The sequence below is a fragment of the Amorphus sp. MBR-141 genome (assembly GCF_053628695.1).
Map to the genome: position 1 here is coordinate 13,861 of NZ_JBRJGW010000018.1, position 16,156 is coordinate 30,016.

Consider the following 16,156-nt stretch of genomic DNA (forward strand, 5'->3'; position numbering starts at 1 on the left):
TTTCTGGAGATCCACATGAAGTTCGGAACGATCGTTCACCAGGACAGGCCGGCACTGGTCGCCGCCGACGGCGACCAGGTCCTGCTGCTCGCCGATCTCTACGAGGCGGCGGGCCTCGATGACGCGCCGCGCACCATGAACGATCTGATCGAAGGCGGGCCAGAGGAACTCGACCGCGCCCGCCAGGCGCTCGCTGCGGCGGCCTCCGTCACGCCGCTCGAGGCCGCCTCGATCGACTGGCTGCCGCCGCAGCCGCGTCCAACCAAGGTGATCGGGGTCGCCTTCAACAACATGGGCATCCGCAAGTCGGCCCACCGCGACCCCGGCGTGCCAAACTTCTTCTTCAAGGCGCCGTCGTGCCTGACCGGCCACACCAAGCCGATCGTCATGGAAGAGCACTACGGCGAGACGATCCCGGAGCTGGAACTCGCCGGCGTGATCGGCAAGCGCTGCCGCAACCTCACCGTCGAGGAGGCCCGCGCGGCGATCTTCGGCTACACGATCGTCAACGACGTGACGTCGCACGGCCTGAAGTTCGGCCTCGATTCCATCGCCACCACCCGCGAGCCCGACCTGATCCGGCCGCATCATCTCGGCTGGCGCAACCTGCACGGCGACGACGACCGCGACGTCTACTTCGTCTATCACGCGCGCTCCAAGGCCAGCGACACCTTCGGCCCCATGGGCCCGTGGATCACCACGGCCGACGAGGTCGCCGACCCCAACGCGCTGGAGGTGAAGGGCTGGTTCGACGGCGAGCCGTTCGCCATCGACAACACGTCGAGCTACCGGTTCAAGATCGAGGAGGTGGTGGCCGAGGCGAGCCGCTACTTCACCCTGGAGCCCGGCGACGTGATCTGCTTCGGCACCTCGGCCAAGGGCGTCGGCAAGTTCCCCAACGGCCACCGCTCGGTCAATCTGCACAAGCTCACCGGTGTCCTCGACATAGAGATCGAAGGCCTCGGCCACCTGACCAGCCCGGTCGTGCATTCCTGGGAGGACTGAGCCCTGGACCGGACCCAGACGGAAAGGGAAACGGCGGCCGGCCGGCCGCTCCCAATCGAGGCGGTTGCCCCATGCGCGTGATCGAAATCAGCGAGCCCGGCGGACCGGAAGTGCTGCGGCTTGTCGAGCGGGAGCGCCCCGCACCCGGCCCGGGCGACGTCCTGGTCCGCGTCGTGGCGGCGGGCGTCAACCGGCCGGACGTCCAGCAGCGGCGCGGCCTCTACCCGCCGCCGCCGGGTGCCTCCGACATCCCCGGCCTCGACATCGCAGGCATCGTCGAGGCGGTCGGCCCCGGCGTGACGTCGCCGGCGCCCGGTGATCCGGTCTGCGCGCTCGCCAACGGCGGCGGCTACGCCGACTACTGCTGCGTGCCGGCGCCGCAATGCCTGCCGGTCCCCGACGGCCTCTCGTTCATCGAGGCCGCCTCGCTGCCTGAGGTCTATTTCACCGCCTGGAACAACCTGATCTGGCTGGCCCGCCTGGCCGAGGGCGAGACCCTGCTGATCCAGGGCGGCACCAGCGGCGTCGGCCTCGCCGGCATCCAGATCGCCCGCGTCCTGCGCAACGCCACCGTCTACGCCACTGCGGGAACCGAGGAAAAGCGCGCCGTCTGCCGCGAGGCCGGCGCCGTTGCGGCGGTGGACTATCGCGGCGCCTGGGACGACGAGATCCGCGCGCTCACGGGCGGGCGCGGCGTCGACGTGATCCTGGATGCCCAGGCCGGGCCCTACACCCAGCGCCAGCTCGACCTTCTGGACGCCGATGGCCGCCTCGTCTTCATCGCCAGCCATCTCGGCCCGACGGCGGAGGTCAACATCCGCCAGATCGTGCGGCGACGCCTGACGCTCACCGGCTCGACGCTTCGCCCGAGGGACGCCGCCTACAAGGGCCGCATCGGCGCCGAACTGGTCGACCAGGTGTGGCCGCTCCTGACAAGCGGGCAGATCGAAACGCGCATTCACGCCGTGGTGCCGTTCGAGGAGGTGGCCGCGGCCCACACGATCCTCGACGAGAACCTGCAGATCGGGAAGGTCGTGCTGGCCCTCGACCCCGACCTGGCGGCGTCGGTTCCCACAGGACCTGACCGCACCGCCTCCGCATAACGCGGCGGCCAGCAACGACGGAAGCGGCGCACGCGCGCCCGGGAGAGACCATGCTGACTGTCGACCGCCCCGCCGATCTCAAGGGCCATGCCGGCCGCTTCCTCGGCCAGTCCGGATGGCGGACGATCACCCAGGCGGACATCTCCGCCTTCGCCGAGCTGACCGGCGACGACCACTGGATCCACGTGGACACGGCGCGCGCCGCCGCCGAGATGCCGGACGGCAAGACGATCGCGCATGGGCTCTTCCTGCTGGCGCTGGTGCCGCGCCTGCAGCGCGAACTCTACCGGATCGAACGCCGCGGCAGCGGCCTCAACTACGGCTACGAGAAGGTTCGCTTCCTGAGCCCCGTCCCGGTCGACAGCCGGATCCGGCTGGCGCTGACCCTCGTCGACGTTGCCGACCATCCGCGCGGAACCCGCATCGTCACCCAATCCACCATCGAGCTGGAAAATGCCGACCGGCCGGCGCTGGTGGCCGACCACATCATCCTCGTGGCGGATGCGAGCTAGCCGATGTCCGCACCGCTCGACGCCACCGAGGCGACGCTGGTCGCCGTCCTTCTCTCCCACGTCGACGCCCGGCCCGATGCCCAGGCGCTCGTCTGTGGCGACGAAACCCTCACGTGGTCGGCGCTGCGCACGCGCGTGCTGGACCTTGCCGGGCGCATCGTCGCGTCGGCACCGGGCGGAGAGGGCCGCGTCGGGCTCGCGGGCCACACCAGCATCGGCATGGTCGTCGCCTATCTGGCGACCGTGGCGGCCGGGCGCTGCGCGGTACCCCTGCCGATCTCCGCGAGCCCGGAGGCGCTGGCGGGGATGCTCAGGAACGCCGAGCCCGACCTCGTCTTCGCGGATGCCGCCCGGTGCCGGCAACTCGCCGGAATCACCGCAGCCGGCCTCTTCGACGCGGACACGCCCGATGATCTCGCCGACGCACCGCCGCTCGCCGAGCCGCTGATCCCCTCGCCCGATGCGCCGTTCAACATCATCTACTCGTCCGGCACAACCGGCCTGCCGAAGGGCATCGTCCACGCCTTCGCCATGCGCCATCGCCAGTGCGCACGCGCCCTGTTCGGCCTCGGACCGGACAGCACCATGCTGCTCGCCACGCCGCTCTATTCCAACACGACGCTGATGCCGATGCTGGCGGCGCTGTTCCACGGCGGCCGGGTCGTGCTGATGCCGAAGTTCGACGCCGAAGCCTATCTCGACCTGGCCGAGCAGACGGGCGCCAGCCACACGATGCTGGTGCCGATCCAGTACGAACGCATCCTCGGTGCCGCCTCGTTCGACCGTCGCGACCTCGGCACCTTCAAGGTCAAGCAGTGCACCGGCGCGCCCCTGTCGCCGGCGACGAAGCGCGCTGCCGTGGACCGCTGGCCCGGCCGGTTCCTGGAGGTCTACGGCCTCACCGAGGGCGGCTGCACGGTGATGCTCGACGTGGGCGCACATCCGGACAAGGCCACCACAGTGGGCCGGCCCGCCCCCGGCAACGACGTGCGCGTCATCGACGAGAGCGGCACCGAACGCCCGGCCGGCGAGCGGGGCGAGGTGATCGGCCGGTCGGCGACGATGATGAGCGGCTATTTCCGCAACCCGGAGGCGACGGACGCCTTCCGGTTCCGCAACGCCAATGGGGAGATCTTTCACCGCACCGGCGACATCGGCGTGTTCGATGCGGACGGCTTCCTGCGTCTCGTCGACCGCAAGAAGGACGTCATCATTTCCGGCGGCTTCAACATCTACGCCTCCGACCTGGAAGCCGAACTGACGGCGCACCCGGCCGTGGCCGAGGCGTGCGTCATCGCGGTGCCGAGCGAGAGATGGGGCGAGACGCCGCTCGGCCTCGTCGTCCTGAAGTCGGGACAGCACGCGGACCCGGACGACATCCTGGCGACCGCCAACGCACGGCTCGGCCGGATGCAGCACCTGTCGGCGGTGGAGGTGCGACGGACCTTGCCGCGCTCGGCGGTCGGCAAGGTGCTGAAGCAGGAGCTACGCCGTTCCTACTGGCCGGAGACGCCTGCCTGAGCCATCCTGCGCCCGTTCAGAAGGAGACATCATGACCGCGAGCCAGTTCGAACCGGACACCGTCGCCGTCGTGACGGGCGCCAGCAGCGGCATCGGGCGCGCCTGTGCGGTGCGCCTCGCCGAACGCGGCGCCCGCGTCGTCGTCGGCTACAACTCCAACGCGGACGCGGCAGGAGAGGTCGTTGCCGGCCTCGAAGGATCCGGCCACATCGCGCTGCGCATGTCGATCGGCGAGGCGGAGTCGGTGACCGAGGCGGCCCGGGAGATCGGCGCACGGTTCGGCCGGGTCGATGTGCTCGTCAACAACGGCGGGTTCACCACCCCGGTCCCGATCGACGATCTCGATGCCCTGACCGACGAGATCTTCGATGCGGTCGTGCGGGTCAACCTGCGCGGGCCGTTTGCGATGGTGCGAGCCTTGCGCCCGCTGCTGGAGGTCCCGAACAGGTCGGTGATCGTCAACGTCTCGTCGATCGCGGCGCGCACCGGCGTCGGCAGCAATCTCGCCTACTGCGCGGCGAAAGCCGGCGTCGACGCGCTCACCATCGGCCTCGCCAAGCTGCTTGCGCCGAAGATCCGGGTGCTGGCGGTGGCGCCGGCGGGGGTCGATACCGGCTTCGTCGAAGGCCGCACCCACGACCGCCTGCAGGCGATCGCCGAGGGGCTGCCGCTGCGCCATCTCACCACCCCCGACGACGTCGCCAAGGCGGTGATGGCCTGCGTGAGCGAGCTCACCAGCGCCACCGGCATCTCGATCCCGGTGGACGAGGGCCGGCACCTGTAGCCGGATCCCGCATCCTGGTCGATCAGGCGGGTCGGACCGGCACCTGTCCGGCCGAGATGAACGACATCATCACGTCGCCCGCGCCGTTGCGGACTTCCACCCGCGTGCGCACCACGCCGAATCCAGGCTTGCTCTGGGACTGGCGGACCTCGACGACCTCGCGCACGACGCGCAGCTCGTCGCCCGCCCGGACCACCTTGCGCCAGCGCAGTTCGTCGATGCCGAGACCGACCATCGGCGTGTCACCGTAGCCGCCGGCCTCCACGAACATCCGCATGCTCATGGCGGCAACCTGCCAGCCGCTGGCGATGACGGATCCGAACCGTCCGTTCCGCCCGGCCTCGATGTCGGTGTGCATCGGCTGCGGATCGTATTCCCGGCCGAAGCGGACGATGTCGTCCTCCGACAGGCTGAAGGCGTCGCTCGTCCACGTCTCGCCGGGCGCGAAGTCCTCGAGATAGCGCGTCGTCATGCAAAACTCCCCGGAGACGCTGCGCGCTCCGACTTCACTTCAAAAGAAGGGGCGCGCCAGCTTCGCCGACGCGCCCCGGTCCATAGGGTCAGCGTGCGTCAGAAGCCAGCGTCGGCCAGCGCCTTGTCGCGAACGTCCGGCCACTGGGCCTTGCGCTCCTCCGGCGAGGCGCCGGCGAGACCGGCCCAGGCCTCGGCGAGCACGTCCTGGCGCTTCATGAGCGACTGGTTGTGCGCCTCGTCTTCATCGGTCCAGAGGCCGACTTCCTTCCAGTACCGCACCGCGCCTTCATGATACGGGATCACCCACTGGAAATTCTGCCGGTCCGGCGACAGGCCCACAAGGCCCGGCTCCACCTTCACGTAGCTGTCGAAGGTGTCCTCGACGGCCTTCGTCATGTTGTAGACGAGGTCGGGGTCGGCCTCCGCGTAGGTGGCCAGCACCGGGAACGGAAAGCCGGCGCACTCGACCGGGTTCGCCTCGGACAGCGTCGGGCCGTCGGTGGCGAGGCGCGGCGAGAACTGCGGCTTGTGCGCCTGCAGGCGCTTCCAGGCGTCCTTATCGGCGGCGGGGAGCGGCATCCACTTGAGGCCGTTCGGCGAGGCCTCGGCCTGGACGGCAAACGACGTCGTCGTGAGCGTCGTGATGGCGTCGACCTGGCCGTTCAGGAACGCTTCCCATGACGCGCCGAAGCTCGGCACCTCGACCGCCTTGACGTCGTCCCAGGTGAGACCGCCGAAGGCCAGGAACGCCGCCACGTTGTTCTGCAGCGCCGGCGAGCCGACGACGTAGCCGATCCGCTTGCCCTTCAGGTCGGAGGCTTTCTGGATGTCGGTGTCGCCGTGCAGCGCCAGCGTGAAGCAGTTGTTCGAGTTGGAGCCGGCAAGCAGCATCAGCCGCTGCGGACCGAGCTCCGGTTCGCCGAACGCCTCGGTTCCTTCCGCGGCGTTGTAGGATTCCGAGCCCATCAGCGAAAAGCCGACGCGGCCCTGCTTCAGGGGCAGCAGGCGCGCCACGTCGCTGGTCGCGGGCAGGACCCGCAGGCTGACGCCGTAGGCATCGCTGATCGCCTTGCCGATGGCGACCGCCTGGGCATAGCTCGCCGAACCCACGTCATAGGACGTCCAGGCGATGGTCTTCGGCAACTCCGCCTCTGCCGCATGGGCGGCTGCCGGCAGCGCGGCGAGCATCGCCGCCAGTCCGACTGATTTCATGGTTGATCTGATCATCGTGTTTCCTCCGCTCTTCTCGTTGGTGTGTGCAGGTCAGCCGGACGTCCCCGGTTCGCCCGGTCGGGTCCGTGCGGCCTTCAGGCCGGCCAGGATCTCCGGCATCCGCGCTTCGGCGCGCTGTCGCAGATCGCTGAACATGCTGTTGCCGTGGGCATCGATGGCGACGGTGACGGGTCCGAACGCCCGCAGCCGGAACCGCGACAGCCGGAACTGTTCGATGAGGTCGTCCCAGCCGGTCTCCAGGCGACGCTCCGCCCCGCGGCTGAGCAGCGGCGAGGCGCCGCCTGGCATCGCGAAATAGACGCAGCCCGCTTCGGCGAGCACCGGCACCACCGCGTCGCCGAGACCGCCCTTGCCGCCGAGCGAGGTCAGCCCGAGCCTGCGGATGATGGTCGGCATGAACGCATCGAAGCGCGTGGAGGTGGTCGGATTGACGTAGTCGGGGATCCAGCCGTCTTCGGTTTCCCGGCACCTGCTGCCCATGTGGAAGAAGGCGCCGCCGCGAATGTCGACCGGTAGCCGTTCGCCCTGCTCCAGATGCGCCACCATGCGCTGGTGGGTCGAGAACCCCGCCGTCGCGGTGATCTCGCCGTCGAGCAGATATTGCTCGCCGACCGCGAGCGCGCGCGCGGTCTCCGGCGACAGCGGCAGGGTGAGGTGCGGCAGGTCGCGGGGGGCAGCGTCACTCAAGGCGGACGACCTCCCCGCTGTCATAGATCCGCGCCGCGGTGCGCCGGTTGATCCAGCAGTTGAAGCAGACCGCGACGGGCACGAAGCCGTGGCCGGCGGAGAAATCCACATGCACGGCGAGCGCCGTGGTGTCGCCGCCCGTCCCCATCGGGCCGAAGCCGGTCTTGTTGACCGCCTCCAGCAGGCGCTCCTCCATCGCCGCGACCATCGGATCGGCATGTTTGGTGCCGATGTGGCGGAGCGTCGAGGTCTTGGCGAGCTTGGCGGCGTTGTCGAAGGAACCGCCGATGCCCACGCCGATCACCACCGGCGGGCAGTGCTGGGACCCGGCCTCCAATACGCACTCGAGGACGAAGCTCTCGATCTCGTCGAGGCCCGGGTAGGAGAACATCTTCAGCGCCGCCCAGCGGCCCGATCCGAGCGCCTTCGGCGAACAGGTGATCTCCACGTAGTCGGCGCCGTCCAGCACGTCGAAGGACAGGATCGGCATGTCCTTGCCGGCGTAGGAGCGCTCGAGCGTCAGCGGATGGGTGATGAACTGCAGGATCGGCGGATCGATGGTCTCGACGAGGTGCGCGAAGCCGTCGACGAAGGCCCGGCGGATGTCGCCGTCGAGCTGCACCTGCGTGCCGATCTTGACGAAATAGGTCGGAAAGCCGGCGTCGGAACAGGCGTGGCGGTTCTCGCGCTCCGCCGCCAGCGCCGACGCCTGCAGGAAGCGCAGGGTCTGCTTCGAGGCAGGGCTGGTCTCGCGCTCCACCGCCGCCGCAAGCGCGGCCTGGGTGTCGTCGGGAACCTTCTTGAGCGACCATCCGTAGAGATCGCATGCCACCTGTTTCACCAGGTCGTATGTTATTGCCAAGGCACTCTCCCGAGCGAAAGGCCTCGCTCCTCCCGTTGCCAGTCCTTCCCATACGTGCCGCCGTCCCCGGCGGGCAAACCCCCATCGCCGTCATTCCGCCAAGCGAAATGCAGACGCGCCTTGTCCGCGGGATCGTTGCGCACCCGCTCGGCACGCCCGACAACGGTGACAAGGCCGGAGAAGCGGCCGTGCGGAGCATGACGAACCAAGGGGGGACGCGTCCGATGGGGCACGCAGACGAGAAGAGCGCCGGTGCGCAGAGGCTTGCCGTCGACCGCTGCCGGGACTTTCTCACCCGCCTGTTCATCGGCGCCGGCGTCGCACCGGAGGCCGCCCGCACGGTGGCGGTGGGGCTCGTCGCCGCGGAGATCGAGGGCCGTGCCTCGCACGGCTTCCTGCAGGCGCCGATGTATCTGAACCGGCTGCGCACCGGCACGCTGTCCACGGCCGGCGCAATCCGTCCGCTGCACGAGCGGGGCGCCGTCGCGGTCTACGACGGCGGTCTCGTCCTCGGCCACGCGGCGGCGCAACAGGCCATGGCGGCCGCCGTCACCAAGGCATCCGCGTTCGGCATTTCCGCCGTTGCCGTGCGGTCGGCCACCCACTTCGGCGTGGCGGGCGGCGTCGTGCGCCACGCCAGCGATGCCGGCCTGATCGGCCTGGTGATGTGCAACACGCGGCCGATGATGGCCGCGCCCGGCGGCGCGGAGGCGGTCGTCGGCAACAACCCGCTGGCGATTGCCGTGCCCGTCCGCGACGGGCCTCCGTTCCTCTTCGACATGGCGATGAGCGCCGCGGCGATGGGCACGATCCGCAGCGCCGCCACGGCGGGCCGGCCGATCCCCGAGGACTGGGCGCTCGACCGGGACGGAGAACCGACCACCGACGCGGCCGCCGCCCTGGCGGGACTGCTGCGCCCGGCGGGCGATGCCAAGGGCTTCGGCCTCGCGCTGGCGGTCGATCTCCTGTGCGGCCTGCTGTCAGGGGGATCGCTCGGAAGCGAGGTCGCCAGCATGTACGGGGACCCGGCCGAGCCGGCCGACTGCTCGTGGCTGATGATCGCCATCGACCCGCGCCTGTTCGGCGCCGACGGCTTCGAGACCCGCGCCGCGGAGGCGCTCGACAGGATCCGCGCCTCGCGCCGACGCAAGGGCGTCGACCAGGTCCGCGTCCCGGGGGACCGGGCCGCGGAGATGATCGCGCACAACGACGGCTTCATCACGCTGCCCGGCCGGCTGGTCGACGAGATGAACGAATGGGCGCGCACGTTCGGCACCGCCGAACTGGCTTCATAGCGAGCTGCATTCCCGAGCAAGGCTGCGATCAGCACCGACGGGACCGGCACGGCCCCGTCGCGGTTCAGATTTCCGTCGACAAGCCGGCGCCGCTCTACCACTTTGCGATGTGCTCCGGAGCGCGCCTGCCGATCCTGCGACTGCCCGTCCTTCCGGATCGCCCGCCCGCGCCGCCATCGACCGTTTGCGTCCCGACAGCCCTTAGGACCCTCCCGCACATGAGCCTCGCCAACGGAAGGCATTACCTGGCCATCCCCGGTCCGTCCGTCATGCCCGACCGGGTCCTCGCCGCCATGCAGCGTCCGGCGCCGAACATCTACACCGGCGCCCTCGTCGACCTGACCAACGGCGTTCTCGCCGACCTGAAGCGCCTGGCGGGTTCGACCGGCCACGTCGCGATCTACATCGCCAACGGCCACGGCGCCTGGGAGGCGGCGATCGCCAACATGTTCTCGCGCGGCGACCGGGCCCTCGTCGGGGCGACCGGACATTTCGCGCTGGGCTGGGCGGACGCGGCGCGCCGGATGGGCGTGGTCGTCGACACCATCGACTTCGGACGGCGCAGCCCGATCGACGCGGCGCGCATCGCCGAGGCGCTGAAGGCGGACCGCGACCACCAGATCCGCGCCGTGCTTCTGACCCAGGTCGATACCGCCACCAGCGTGCACAGCGACGTCGCGGCCGTCCGCGCCGCGATCGACGAGGCCGGCCATCCCGCCCTGCTGGCGGTCGACGCCATCGCCTCGCTGGTCTGCGAGCCGTTCCACTTCGACGCATGGGGGGTCGACGTGCTGGTCGCCGCCAGCCAGAAGGGGCTGATGGTGCCGCCCGGGCTGGGCTTCGTCTGGGTCTCCGACAAGGCGCTTGCCGCCTCGCAGACCTCCGACCTCGCCACGCCCTACTGGGACTGGAAGCCGCGCATCAAGGCCGATAGCTTCTCCCACAATTTCGGCGGCACGGCGCCCACGCACCATCTCTACGCGCTGCGCGAAGCGCTCGACATGATCGACGAAGAGGGGCTGGAGCAGATTTGGGCGCGCCACGAGGTGCTGGCGCGCACCGTCTGGGCAGCCTTCGACGCCTGGTCCGCCGGCGGCGACATCGGCCTGAACGTGCCCGACGTCAACGCCCGCTCGCACGCGGTGACCGCCGCCCGCTTCGGCGGCGGCGCGGCCCAGCGCCTGCGCACCTGGCTGGAGGAGCATGCCGGCGTCACCCTGGGGATCGGCCTGGGCATGGCGCTTCCGAACGAACCGACCTACGGCGACTTCCTCCGGGTCGCCCACATGGGCCACGTCAATCCACACATGACCCTCGGCGTGCTGGCCTCCATGGAGGCCGGCCTGCAGGCGCTCGATGTCGCCCACGGACCGGGTGCCCTCGACGCCGCCGCCGCGGTGATCGCCGAGGCGGTGCGCGCGTCCGGATGATGCGGATCACTTCAACAGGGCGACGAGGCCGACGGTGACCGCCGGGACGTAGGTGACCACCATCAGGCAGGCCACCACGATGAGGATGAAGGGCAGAAGCCGCGGGATGATGCGCTCCAGCCCGATGCCGGCGACCTGACAGGCGGCAAAGAGGTTCACGCCGAACGGCGGCGTGATCATCCCCATCGCCAGGTTGACCACCATGATCAGGCCGAAGTGCACCGGATCGACGCCGAAGCGCATGGCGACCGGCGCGAGGATCGGCGCCAGCACCACGATCGCCGCCGACGTCTCGATGAACATGCCGACCAGAAACAGCGCGATGTTGACGCACAGGAGGAAGGCCCACGGGCTTTCGATGGCGGTGGCGACCCATTCGCCGATCATCCCCGGCACACCGGCCCGCGTCAGCAGGAAGGAGAACAGGCCGGCGGCGGCGATGGTGAACATGATCACCGAGGACGCAATCACCGAGCGCCGCAGCACCGACGGAAGGTTGCGAAGGCCGAGGCTTCGATAGAATACCGTGCCGACCAGCAAGGCGTAGAACACCGCCACCACGCTCGCTTCAGTGGGCGTGAAGACGCCGGAATAGATGCCGCCGATGACGACCACCGGCATGAGCAGGGCGAGAAAGGCCCGTTCGAACGCCCGGATGAACGACAGCCGCCCTTCCCCGTCCGACTTGCCCCAGCCGTTCAGCTTGCACATCACGTAGACGCCGACGGTGAGCGCGCCGGCGATCAGCAGTCCAGGCCCGATGCCGGCGATGAACAGATCGCCGATCGAGGTGTCGGCCGAGACGCCGTAGAGGATCAGCGGGATCGACGGCGGGATGACAACGCCGAGTTCCGCCGAGGTCGCCTGCAGGGCGGCCGCGAACGGCTTCGGATAGCCGTGGGCCGCCATGGCCGGGATGATGATCGCGCCGATGGCGAACGTCGTGGCGACGCTGGAGCCGGAGACCGCGGCGAAGATCATGCAGGTGAGCACGCAGGAGCAGGCGAGCCCGCCCTGGACGTTGCCGATGACCGACTTGGCGAAATCGACGAGACGGCCGGAGATGCCGCCGGCCTCCATCAGATTGCCGGCGAGGATGAAGAACGGCACCGCCATCAGCGGGAACGAGTCGATGGAGGTGATCAGCTTCTGCGCCACGACGATCAGCGGCACGTCGTCGAACAGCACGATCCCGCCGATCGACGCGGCGGTGATGGCGATGGCGACCGGCACCGACAGCGCGAACAGCACCACCAGGATGAGGAGCATGCCGCCGGCCATCAGCGCGCGTCCTGCCGGCAGAGGTCCACCGTTCGGGCGGCCAGCGCCACGATGGCGAGCACCGAGCCCACGGGCAACGCCGCGTAGAGCCAGGCGATGGAGATCCGCTGGCCGTGGATCGGGTCGACGACGCCGGCGACCGACTGGAACCGGACCCGGTGCGCCATCTCCCAGCCGGTCCAGGCCATCACCAGCAGCACGCCGAGGCAAAGCCCGGTGATGACGGCGATCAGGACCTTGCGGCGGGTGCCCGAGCTGATCTCGAACAGGAACTCCACCGTCATCAGCGCGCCGGTCCTGAGCGCAACCGCCATGCCCAGATAGACCATCCAGATGATCAGCGAGCGCGAGGCCACCTCGGACCAGGTCGACGGATCCTCCAGCGCGAAGCGGGTGATGACCTGCCACAGCGACACGCTCGCCGCCAGCACCAGAAGGGCCGTCGCGACGATCAGGACCGTGCGCATCAGCAGCCGGTCTGCGAGGGAAAGGAGCGACAGCATCGGCACCCGAGGGTCAGCGATTGCGCGCGAGAGAGCGGGCCGGACGCATGCGCCCGGCCCTGCGTGATCGGAACGCTATTCCTGGTAGTTGCGGATGCGGTCGATGTTGTCCTTGCCGAACTGCTCGGCGTAGATCGCATAGGCCGGCTCGAGCGCCTCCTGGAAGGCTGCCGTATCGACGTCCTCGACCACCGTCATGCCCTGCGCCTTCAGCTCCGCGACACCCTGGGCGGCATCGGCCTCCGCCTTGTCACGCATCGCCTTGGCGCCGACCTTCGCGGCCTCCTTGAACCAGCCCTTCTCCTCGTCGGAGAGACCGTCCCAGATGGAGGCGGACATCAGGATGAGCGCCGGCGAATAGACGTGCTGGGTGAGGCTCAGATAGCCCTGAACCTCGGAGAACTTGGCATTGAGGATCACCCCGATCGGGTTTTCCTGGCCATCGACGGTGCCCTGCTGCAGCGCCGTGAACAGCTCCGGGAACGCCATCGGTGTCGGCAGCACGCCCAGCGTCTTGAAGGCCGTCATGTGCACCTGGTTTTCCATGGTGCGGATCTTGAGCCCCTTGGCATCCTCCGGCTCCTTCACCGCGCGCACCGAGTTGGTCAGGTTGCGGAAGCCGTTCTCGCCCCAGGCCAGCGCGATCAGGCCGTTCTCCGGGAACTTGTCGAGAATTTCCTGGCCGATCGGCCCGTCGAGCACGGCGTGGGCATGGTCGTAGTCGCGAAACAGGAACGGGATGTCGGTGATCAGGGTCTCCGGCACGAAGTTGCCGACCGGCCCCGTCGACGTGACCACCAGGTCGACGGTGCCGATCTGGGCGCCCTCGACCATCTCGCGCTCGCCGCCGAGCGCGTTGGCCGGGAACTCCTTGATCGTCCATTCGCCGCCCGACAGCTCGTCCAGCTTGGCGGCCATGGCATGGGCGCTCTCGCCGTAGTGGGAGTCCGGCCCGAGCGAATAGCCGAGCTTGAGTTCGCGGGCCTCCGCGCCGGCGGTGGCAGCGATCAGGCCGAAGCCCAGGGTGGCGGCGGTGACGATCAATCTGGCGGTCATGGTTCTCTCCCTTGCGTTTCCTGGCGTGCCGTCGGTTCTTGCGTCCGCGGCTATGTTCTCTCGTCGTTCGGTCGGTAGTCGTCCGGTGAGCTGACGGACTCAGACGCAGCGCCCTCCGTCCACTTCCAGCGCCACGCCGGTAATGAATGCGGCGTCGTCGGAGGCGAGGTAGAGCGCGGCATTGGCGATGTCGCGCGGCGTCGAGAGCCGGCCGATCGGGATCGACGCCCTGAATTTTTCGCGCATTTCCGGCGTGTCCTCGCCCATGAAGGTGGCCAGCAGCGGGGTTTCGCCGGCGACCGGGCAGAGCGCGTTGACGCGGATGTTCTCCGGCGCGAACTCCACCGCCATCGACTTGGTCAGCGTGATCGCCGCGCCCTTGGACGCGTTGTACATCGAGAGCCCCGGGCGCGGCCGCAGGCCGGCCGTCGACGCGTTGTTGATGATCGACCCGCCGCCGGCCTTGCGGAAATGCGGGATCGCGTGCTTCGAGGCGATCCAGATCGCCTTGACGTTGACCGCGAACATCCGGTCGACCATGTCGGCGTCGATGTCGAGCATCGGCATGTTCCGGTGCGAGATGCCGGCGTTGTTGACCAGCACGTCGAGGCGGCCGAAGCGCGCCACGGCCTCCGCAACCATTGCCCCCACCTGCGCGTCATCGGTCACGTCGGCACGCACGAAGATCGCGGTCCCGTCGCCGTGGGCCGCGTTCAGGGCCTGCGCGACCTTCTCGCCGTTGTCCGCGTTCACGTCGTTGACGACGAGCTTGCAGCCCTCCTCGGCGAAGCGGGTGACGATGCCTTCGCCGAAGCCCGAGCCCGCACCGGTGACGATCGCCACCTTGTCCTTCAATCGCATCCTTCAGCCGTTCCCCTTGCTGCGCGCCCTGCCGCGATCCCGGGCGGAATGCCGGGTCCCGCGCTTCCTGACGGTTCGTCAGCCATGCCGGTAGGCGATGGTCTTGGTGACGGAGAAGCCGTAGAGGGCCTCGAAGCCCTTCTCGCGGCCGTGTCCGCTGGCCTTCACGCCGCCGAAAGGCAGCTCGATGCCGCCGCCCGCGCCGTAGTTGTTGATGAACACCTGGCCGGCCCGGATCTTCCGGGCGAGCCGCATGGCGCGGCCGCCGTCGCGGGTCCACACGCCGGCGACAAGGCCGTAGGCGGTGCCGTTGGCGATTTCCAGCGCGTGCGCCTCGTCGCGGGCGCGGATCACCGACAGGACGGGGCCGAAGATCTCCTTCTGGGCGAGCTCATGGTCGGCCGGAACGTCGGCGACCACCGTCGGCGCCACGTAATAGCCGCCCGCGGGCAGATCGTCGGGCAGCTTCGCCTCGGCGACGATCCTCAGCCCGTCGGCGCGGGCCCGCTCCAGGAAGTCCCGCACCATGGCGTGCTGCCTGGCGTTGACCAGCGGCCCCACGTCCGGGTCGTCGGCGGCCGGACCGACCTTCAGCTGCGCGAACGCCTCGCCAAGGCGGCGGACGACTTCGTCGTAGATCGCGTCCTCGACCACGATGCGGCTGCCGGCCGAGCAGGTCTGGCCGGCGTTCTGGATTCCGGCGTTGACCAGGAACGGCAGCGCCGCGTCGAGATCGGCATCGGCGAAGACCAGCTGGGGCGACTTACCGCCAAGCTCCAGCGTCACCGGAATGGTGTTCTGCGCGCCGGCCGCCTGGACCAGCTTGCCGACGGCGTTGGAGCCGGTGAAGGACACGTGGTCGATGCCCGGATGGGCGGAGAGCGCCGCACCGGCCTCGGCACCGGTCCCGGTCACGACGTTGACCGCACCCGACGGGAAGCCGGCCTGGACAGCGAGTTCGGCCACCTTCAGGGCGGTGAGCGAGGCGTCCTCGGCCGGCTTCACCACGCAGGCGTTGCCCATGGCGAGCGCGCCGGCCACCGAGCGGCCGATGATCTGCATGGGATAGTTCCACGGCACGATGTGGCCGGTCACCCCGTGCGGCTCGCGCACCGTCATCACCGTGTAGCCGGCCTGGTACGGAATGGTCTCGCCGTGGATCTTGTCGGCGGCCTCGCCGTAGAATTCGAAATAGCGGGCGCAGGCGAGCGCGTCGGCGCGGGCCTGGCGCACCGGCTTGCCGACGTCGCGGACCTCCAGCGCGGTCAGCTCGTCGGCGTGGTCGCGGATGAGCCCGGCGAAGCGGATCATCAGGCGGCCGCGCTCGGTTGCCGTCAGCGCGCCCCAGGGGCCATCGCGTGCGGCGCGCGCGGCGGCCACGGCGGCATCGATATCGGCGGCCGTGCCCCTGGCGATCGCGCCGAAGGTCTCACCGGTGCTGGGATCGATGACGGGAAGGGTTTCGCCCGGGCGCGCCGAGACGAAATCGCGGCCTATGACGTGGCCGCGCGGCTTGTCCAACATGGTCCTCCCAACGGATCGCTTGTGC

General features: G+C 69.5%; 16 protein-coding genes. 7 read left to right on the forward strand and 9 right to left on the reverse strand.

Features of this window, described 5'->3' with window-relative positions; genetic code table 11:
• The first annotated feature begins 15 nt into the window (after positions 1-15).
• The 5 genes from ACSSVZ_RS20775 (at position 16) to ACSSVZ_RS20795 (ending at position 4,925) form a co-directional block, all read left to right on the forward strand.
• Entirely contained in the window at positions 16-1,005 is a 990-nt protein-coding gene (locus ACSSVZ_RS20775) for a fumarylacetoacetate hydrolase family protein (protein WP_453972659.1), read from the forward strand.
• Between the two features lie 71 nt (positions 1,006-1,076).
• On the forward strand, positions 1,077-2,108 hold the full coding sequence (locus tag ACSSVZ_RS20780; protein WP_453972660.1) for an NAD(P)H-quinone oxidoreductase: 1,032 nt from the start codon (positions 1,077-1,079) through the stop codon (positions 2,106-2,108).
• 50 nt (positions 2,109-2,158) lie between these two features.
• Positions 2,159-2,620 (forward strand): MaoC family dehydratase, encoded by a 462-nt coding sequence (locus tag ACSSVZ_RS20785; RefSeq protein WP_453972661.1) that lies wholly within the window; start codon positions 2,159-2,161, stop codon positions 2,618-2,620.
• A 3-nt stretch (positions 2,621-2,623) separates the two neighbouring features.
• Entirely contained in the window at positions 2,624-4,141 is a 1,518-nt protein-coding gene (locus tag ACSSVZ_RS20790) for a class I adenylate-forming enzyme family protein (protein ID WP_453972662.1), read from the forward strand.
• Positions 4,142-4,172: 31 nt separating this feature from the next.
• On the forward strand, positions 4,173-4,925 hold the full coding sequence (locus ACSSVZ_RS20795; RefSeq protein ID WP_453972663.1) for an SDR family NAD(P)-dependent oxidoreductase: 753 nt from the start codon (positions 4,173-4,175) through the stop codon (positions 4,923-4,925).
• 22 nt (positions 4,926-4,947) lie between these two features.
• Here the strand turns inward: ACSSVZ_RS20795 and ACSSVZ_RS20800 are convergent, their stop codons facing one another.
• From ACSSVZ_RS20800 to ACSSVZ_RS20815, 4 genes are all read right to left on the reverse strand, one after another.
• Positions 4,948-5,397: a MaoC/PaaZ C-terminal domain-containing protein gene (locus ACSSVZ_RS20800; RefSeq protein WP_453972664.1), complete on the reverse strand. Its 450-nt coding sequence runs from the start codon at positions 5,395-5,397 to the stop codon at positions 4,948-4,950.
• A gap of 98 nt (positions 5,398-5,495) precedes the next feature.
• Positions 5,496-6,611 (reverse strand): TAXI family TRAP transporter solute-binding subunit, encoded by a 1,116-nt coding sequence (locus ACSSVZ_RS20805; RefSeq protein ID WP_453972665.1) that lies wholly within the window; start codon positions 6,609-6,611, stop codon positions 5,496-5,498.
• Positions 6,612-6,662: 51 nt separating this feature from the next.
• Positions 6,663-7,319 carry a fumarate hydratase C-terminal domain-containing protein gene (locus ACSSVZ_RS20810; RefSeq protein WP_453972666.1) on the reverse strand — a complete coding sequence of 219 codons (657 nt, stop codon included), beginning with the start codon at positions 7,317-7,319 and terminating at the stop codon, positions 6,663-6,665.
• On the reverse strand, positions 7,312-8,181 hold the full coding sequence (locus ACSSVZ_RS20815; RefSeq protein ID WP_453972667.1) for a fumarate hydratase: 870 nt from the start codon (positions 8,179-8,181) through the stop codon (positions 7,312-7,314). Before ACSSVZ_RS20815 ends, ACSSVZ_RS20810 begins: the two co-directional genes overlap by 8 nt.
• A 224-nt stretch (positions 8,182-8,405) precedes the next feature.
• On the opposite strand from ACSSVZ_RS20815, the gene ACSSVZ_RS20820 reads away from it, so the two are divergent.
• Positions 8,406-9,476, forward strand: coding sequence for an Ldh family oxidoreductase (locus ACSSVZ_RS20820; RefSeq protein WP_453972668.1), 1,071 nt, complete (start codon positions 8,406-8,408; stop codon positions 9,474-9,476).
• A gap of 218 nt (positions 9,477-9,694) precedes the next feature.
• Positions 9,695-10,906, forward strand: a complete 1,212-nt coding sequence (locus ACSSVZ_RS20825) for a pyridoxal-phosphate-dependent aminotransferase family protein (protein ID WP_453972669.1) — start codon at positions 9,695-9,697, stop codon at positions 10,904-10,906.
• Positions 10,907-10,912: 6 nt separating this feature from the next.
• Here ACSSVZ_RS20825 and ACSSVZ_RS20830 read toward each other — a convergent pair whose 3' ends face one another.
• The 5 genes from ACSSVZ_RS20830 to ACSSVZ_RS20850 all read right to left on the reverse strand — a co-directional run bounded on the left by ACSSVZ_RS20830 (position 10,913) and on the right by ACSSVZ_RS20850 (position 16,131).
• A complete protein-coding gene (locus tag ACSSVZ_RS20830; RefSeq protein WP_453972670.1) occupies positions 10,913-12,187 on the reverse strand; it encodes a TRAP transporter large permease in 1,275 nt (424 codons plus the stop codon).
• Positions 12,187-12,690: a TRAP transporter small permease gene (locus tag ACSSVZ_RS20835; RefSeq protein ID WP_453972671.1), complete on the reverse strand. Its 504-nt coding sequence runs from the start codon at positions 12,688-12,690 to the stop codon at positions 12,187-12,189. The genes ACSSVZ_RS20830 and ACSSVZ_RS20835 overlap by 1 nt, the downstream gene beginning before the upstream one ends.
• Positions 12,691-12,765: 75 nt before the next feature.
• A complete protein-coding gene (locus ACSSVZ_RS20840; protein WP_453972672.1) occupies positions 12,766-13,746 on the reverse strand; it encodes a TRAP transporter substrate-binding protein in 981 nt (326 codons plus the stop codon).
• A 99-nt stretch (positions 13,747-13,845) separates the two neighbouring features.
• Complete coding sequence (locus tag ACSSVZ_RS20845; RefSeq protein WP_453972673.1) at positions 13,846-14,607, reverse strand: glucose 1-dehydrogenase; 762 nt, start codon at positions 14,605-14,607, stop codon at positions 13,846-13,848.
• 78 nt (positions 14,608-14,685) lie between these two features.
• A complete protein-coding gene (locus tag ACSSVZ_RS20850) occupies positions 14,686-16,131 on the reverse strand; it encodes an aldehyde dehydrogenase family protein (protein WP_453972674.1) in 1,446 nt (481 codons plus the stop codon).
• Between the last annotated feature and the right edge of the window lie 25 nt (positions 16,132-16,156).

Excerpts from the sequence above, each read along its gene's own strand:
- ACSSVZ_RS20790 (WP_453972662.1), top strand. The coding sequence starts at position 2,624 with ATGTCCGCACCGCTCGACGCCACCGAGGCGACGCTGGTCGCCGTCCTT.
- ACSSVZ_RS20845 (WP_453972673.1), bottom strand. The coding sequence starts at position 14,607 with ATGCGATTGAAGGACAAGGTGGCGATCGTCACCGGTGCGGGCTCGGGC.
- ACSSVZ_RS20825 (WP_453972669.1), top strand. The coding sequence starts at position 9,695 with ATGAGCCTCGCCAACGGAAGGCATTACCTGGCCATCCCCGGTCCGTCC.
- ACSSVZ_RS20775 (WP_453972659.1), top strand. The coding sequence starts at position 16 with ATGAAGTTCGGAACGATCGTTCACCAGGACAGGCCGGCACTGGTCGCC.
- ACSSVZ_RS20840 (WP_453972672.1), bottom strand. The coding sequence starts at position 13,746 with ATGACCGCCAGATTGATCGTCACCGCCGCCACCCTGGGCTTCGGCCTG.
- ACSSVZ_RS20835 (WP_453972671.1), bottom strand. The coding sequence starts at position 12,690 with ATGCTGTCGCTCCTTTCCCTCGCAGACCGGCTGCTGATGCGCACGGTC.
- ACSSVZ_RS20830 (WP_453972670.1), bottom strand. The coding sequence starts at position 12,187 with ATGGCCGGCGGCATGCTCCTCATCCTGGTGGTGCTGTTCGCGCTGTCG.
- ACSSVZ_RS20850 (WP_453972674.1), bottom strand. The coding sequence starts at position 16,131 with ATGTTGGACAAGCCGCGCGGCCACGTCATAGGCCGCGATTTCGTCTCG.
- ACSSVZ_RS20805 (WP_453972665.1), bottom strand. The coding sequence starts at position 6,611 with ATGAAATCAGTCGGACTGGCGGCGATGCTCGCCGCGCTGCCGGCAGCC.
- ACSSVZ_RS20820 (WP_453972668.1), top strand. The coding sequence starts at position 8,406 with ATGGGGCACGCAGACGAGAAGAGCGCCGGTGCGCAGAGGCTTGCCGTC.
- ACSSVZ_RS20785 (WP_453972661.1), top strand. The coding sequence starts at position 2,159 with ATGCTGACTGTCGACCGCCCCGCCGATCTCAAGGGCCATGCCGGCCGC.
- ACSSVZ_RS20795 (WP_453972663.1), top strand. The coding sequence starts at position 4,173 with ATGACCGCGAGCCAGTTCGAACCGGACACCGTCGCCGTCGTGACGGGC.
- ACSSVZ_RS20780 (WP_453972660.1), top strand. The coding sequence starts at position 1,077 with ATGCGCGTGATCGAAATCAGCGAGCCCGGCGGACCGGAAGTGCTGCGG.
- ACSSVZ_RS20800 (WP_453972664.1), bottom strand. The coding sequence starts at position 5,397 with ATGACGACGCGCTATCTCGAGGACTTCGCGCCCGGCGAGACGTGGACG.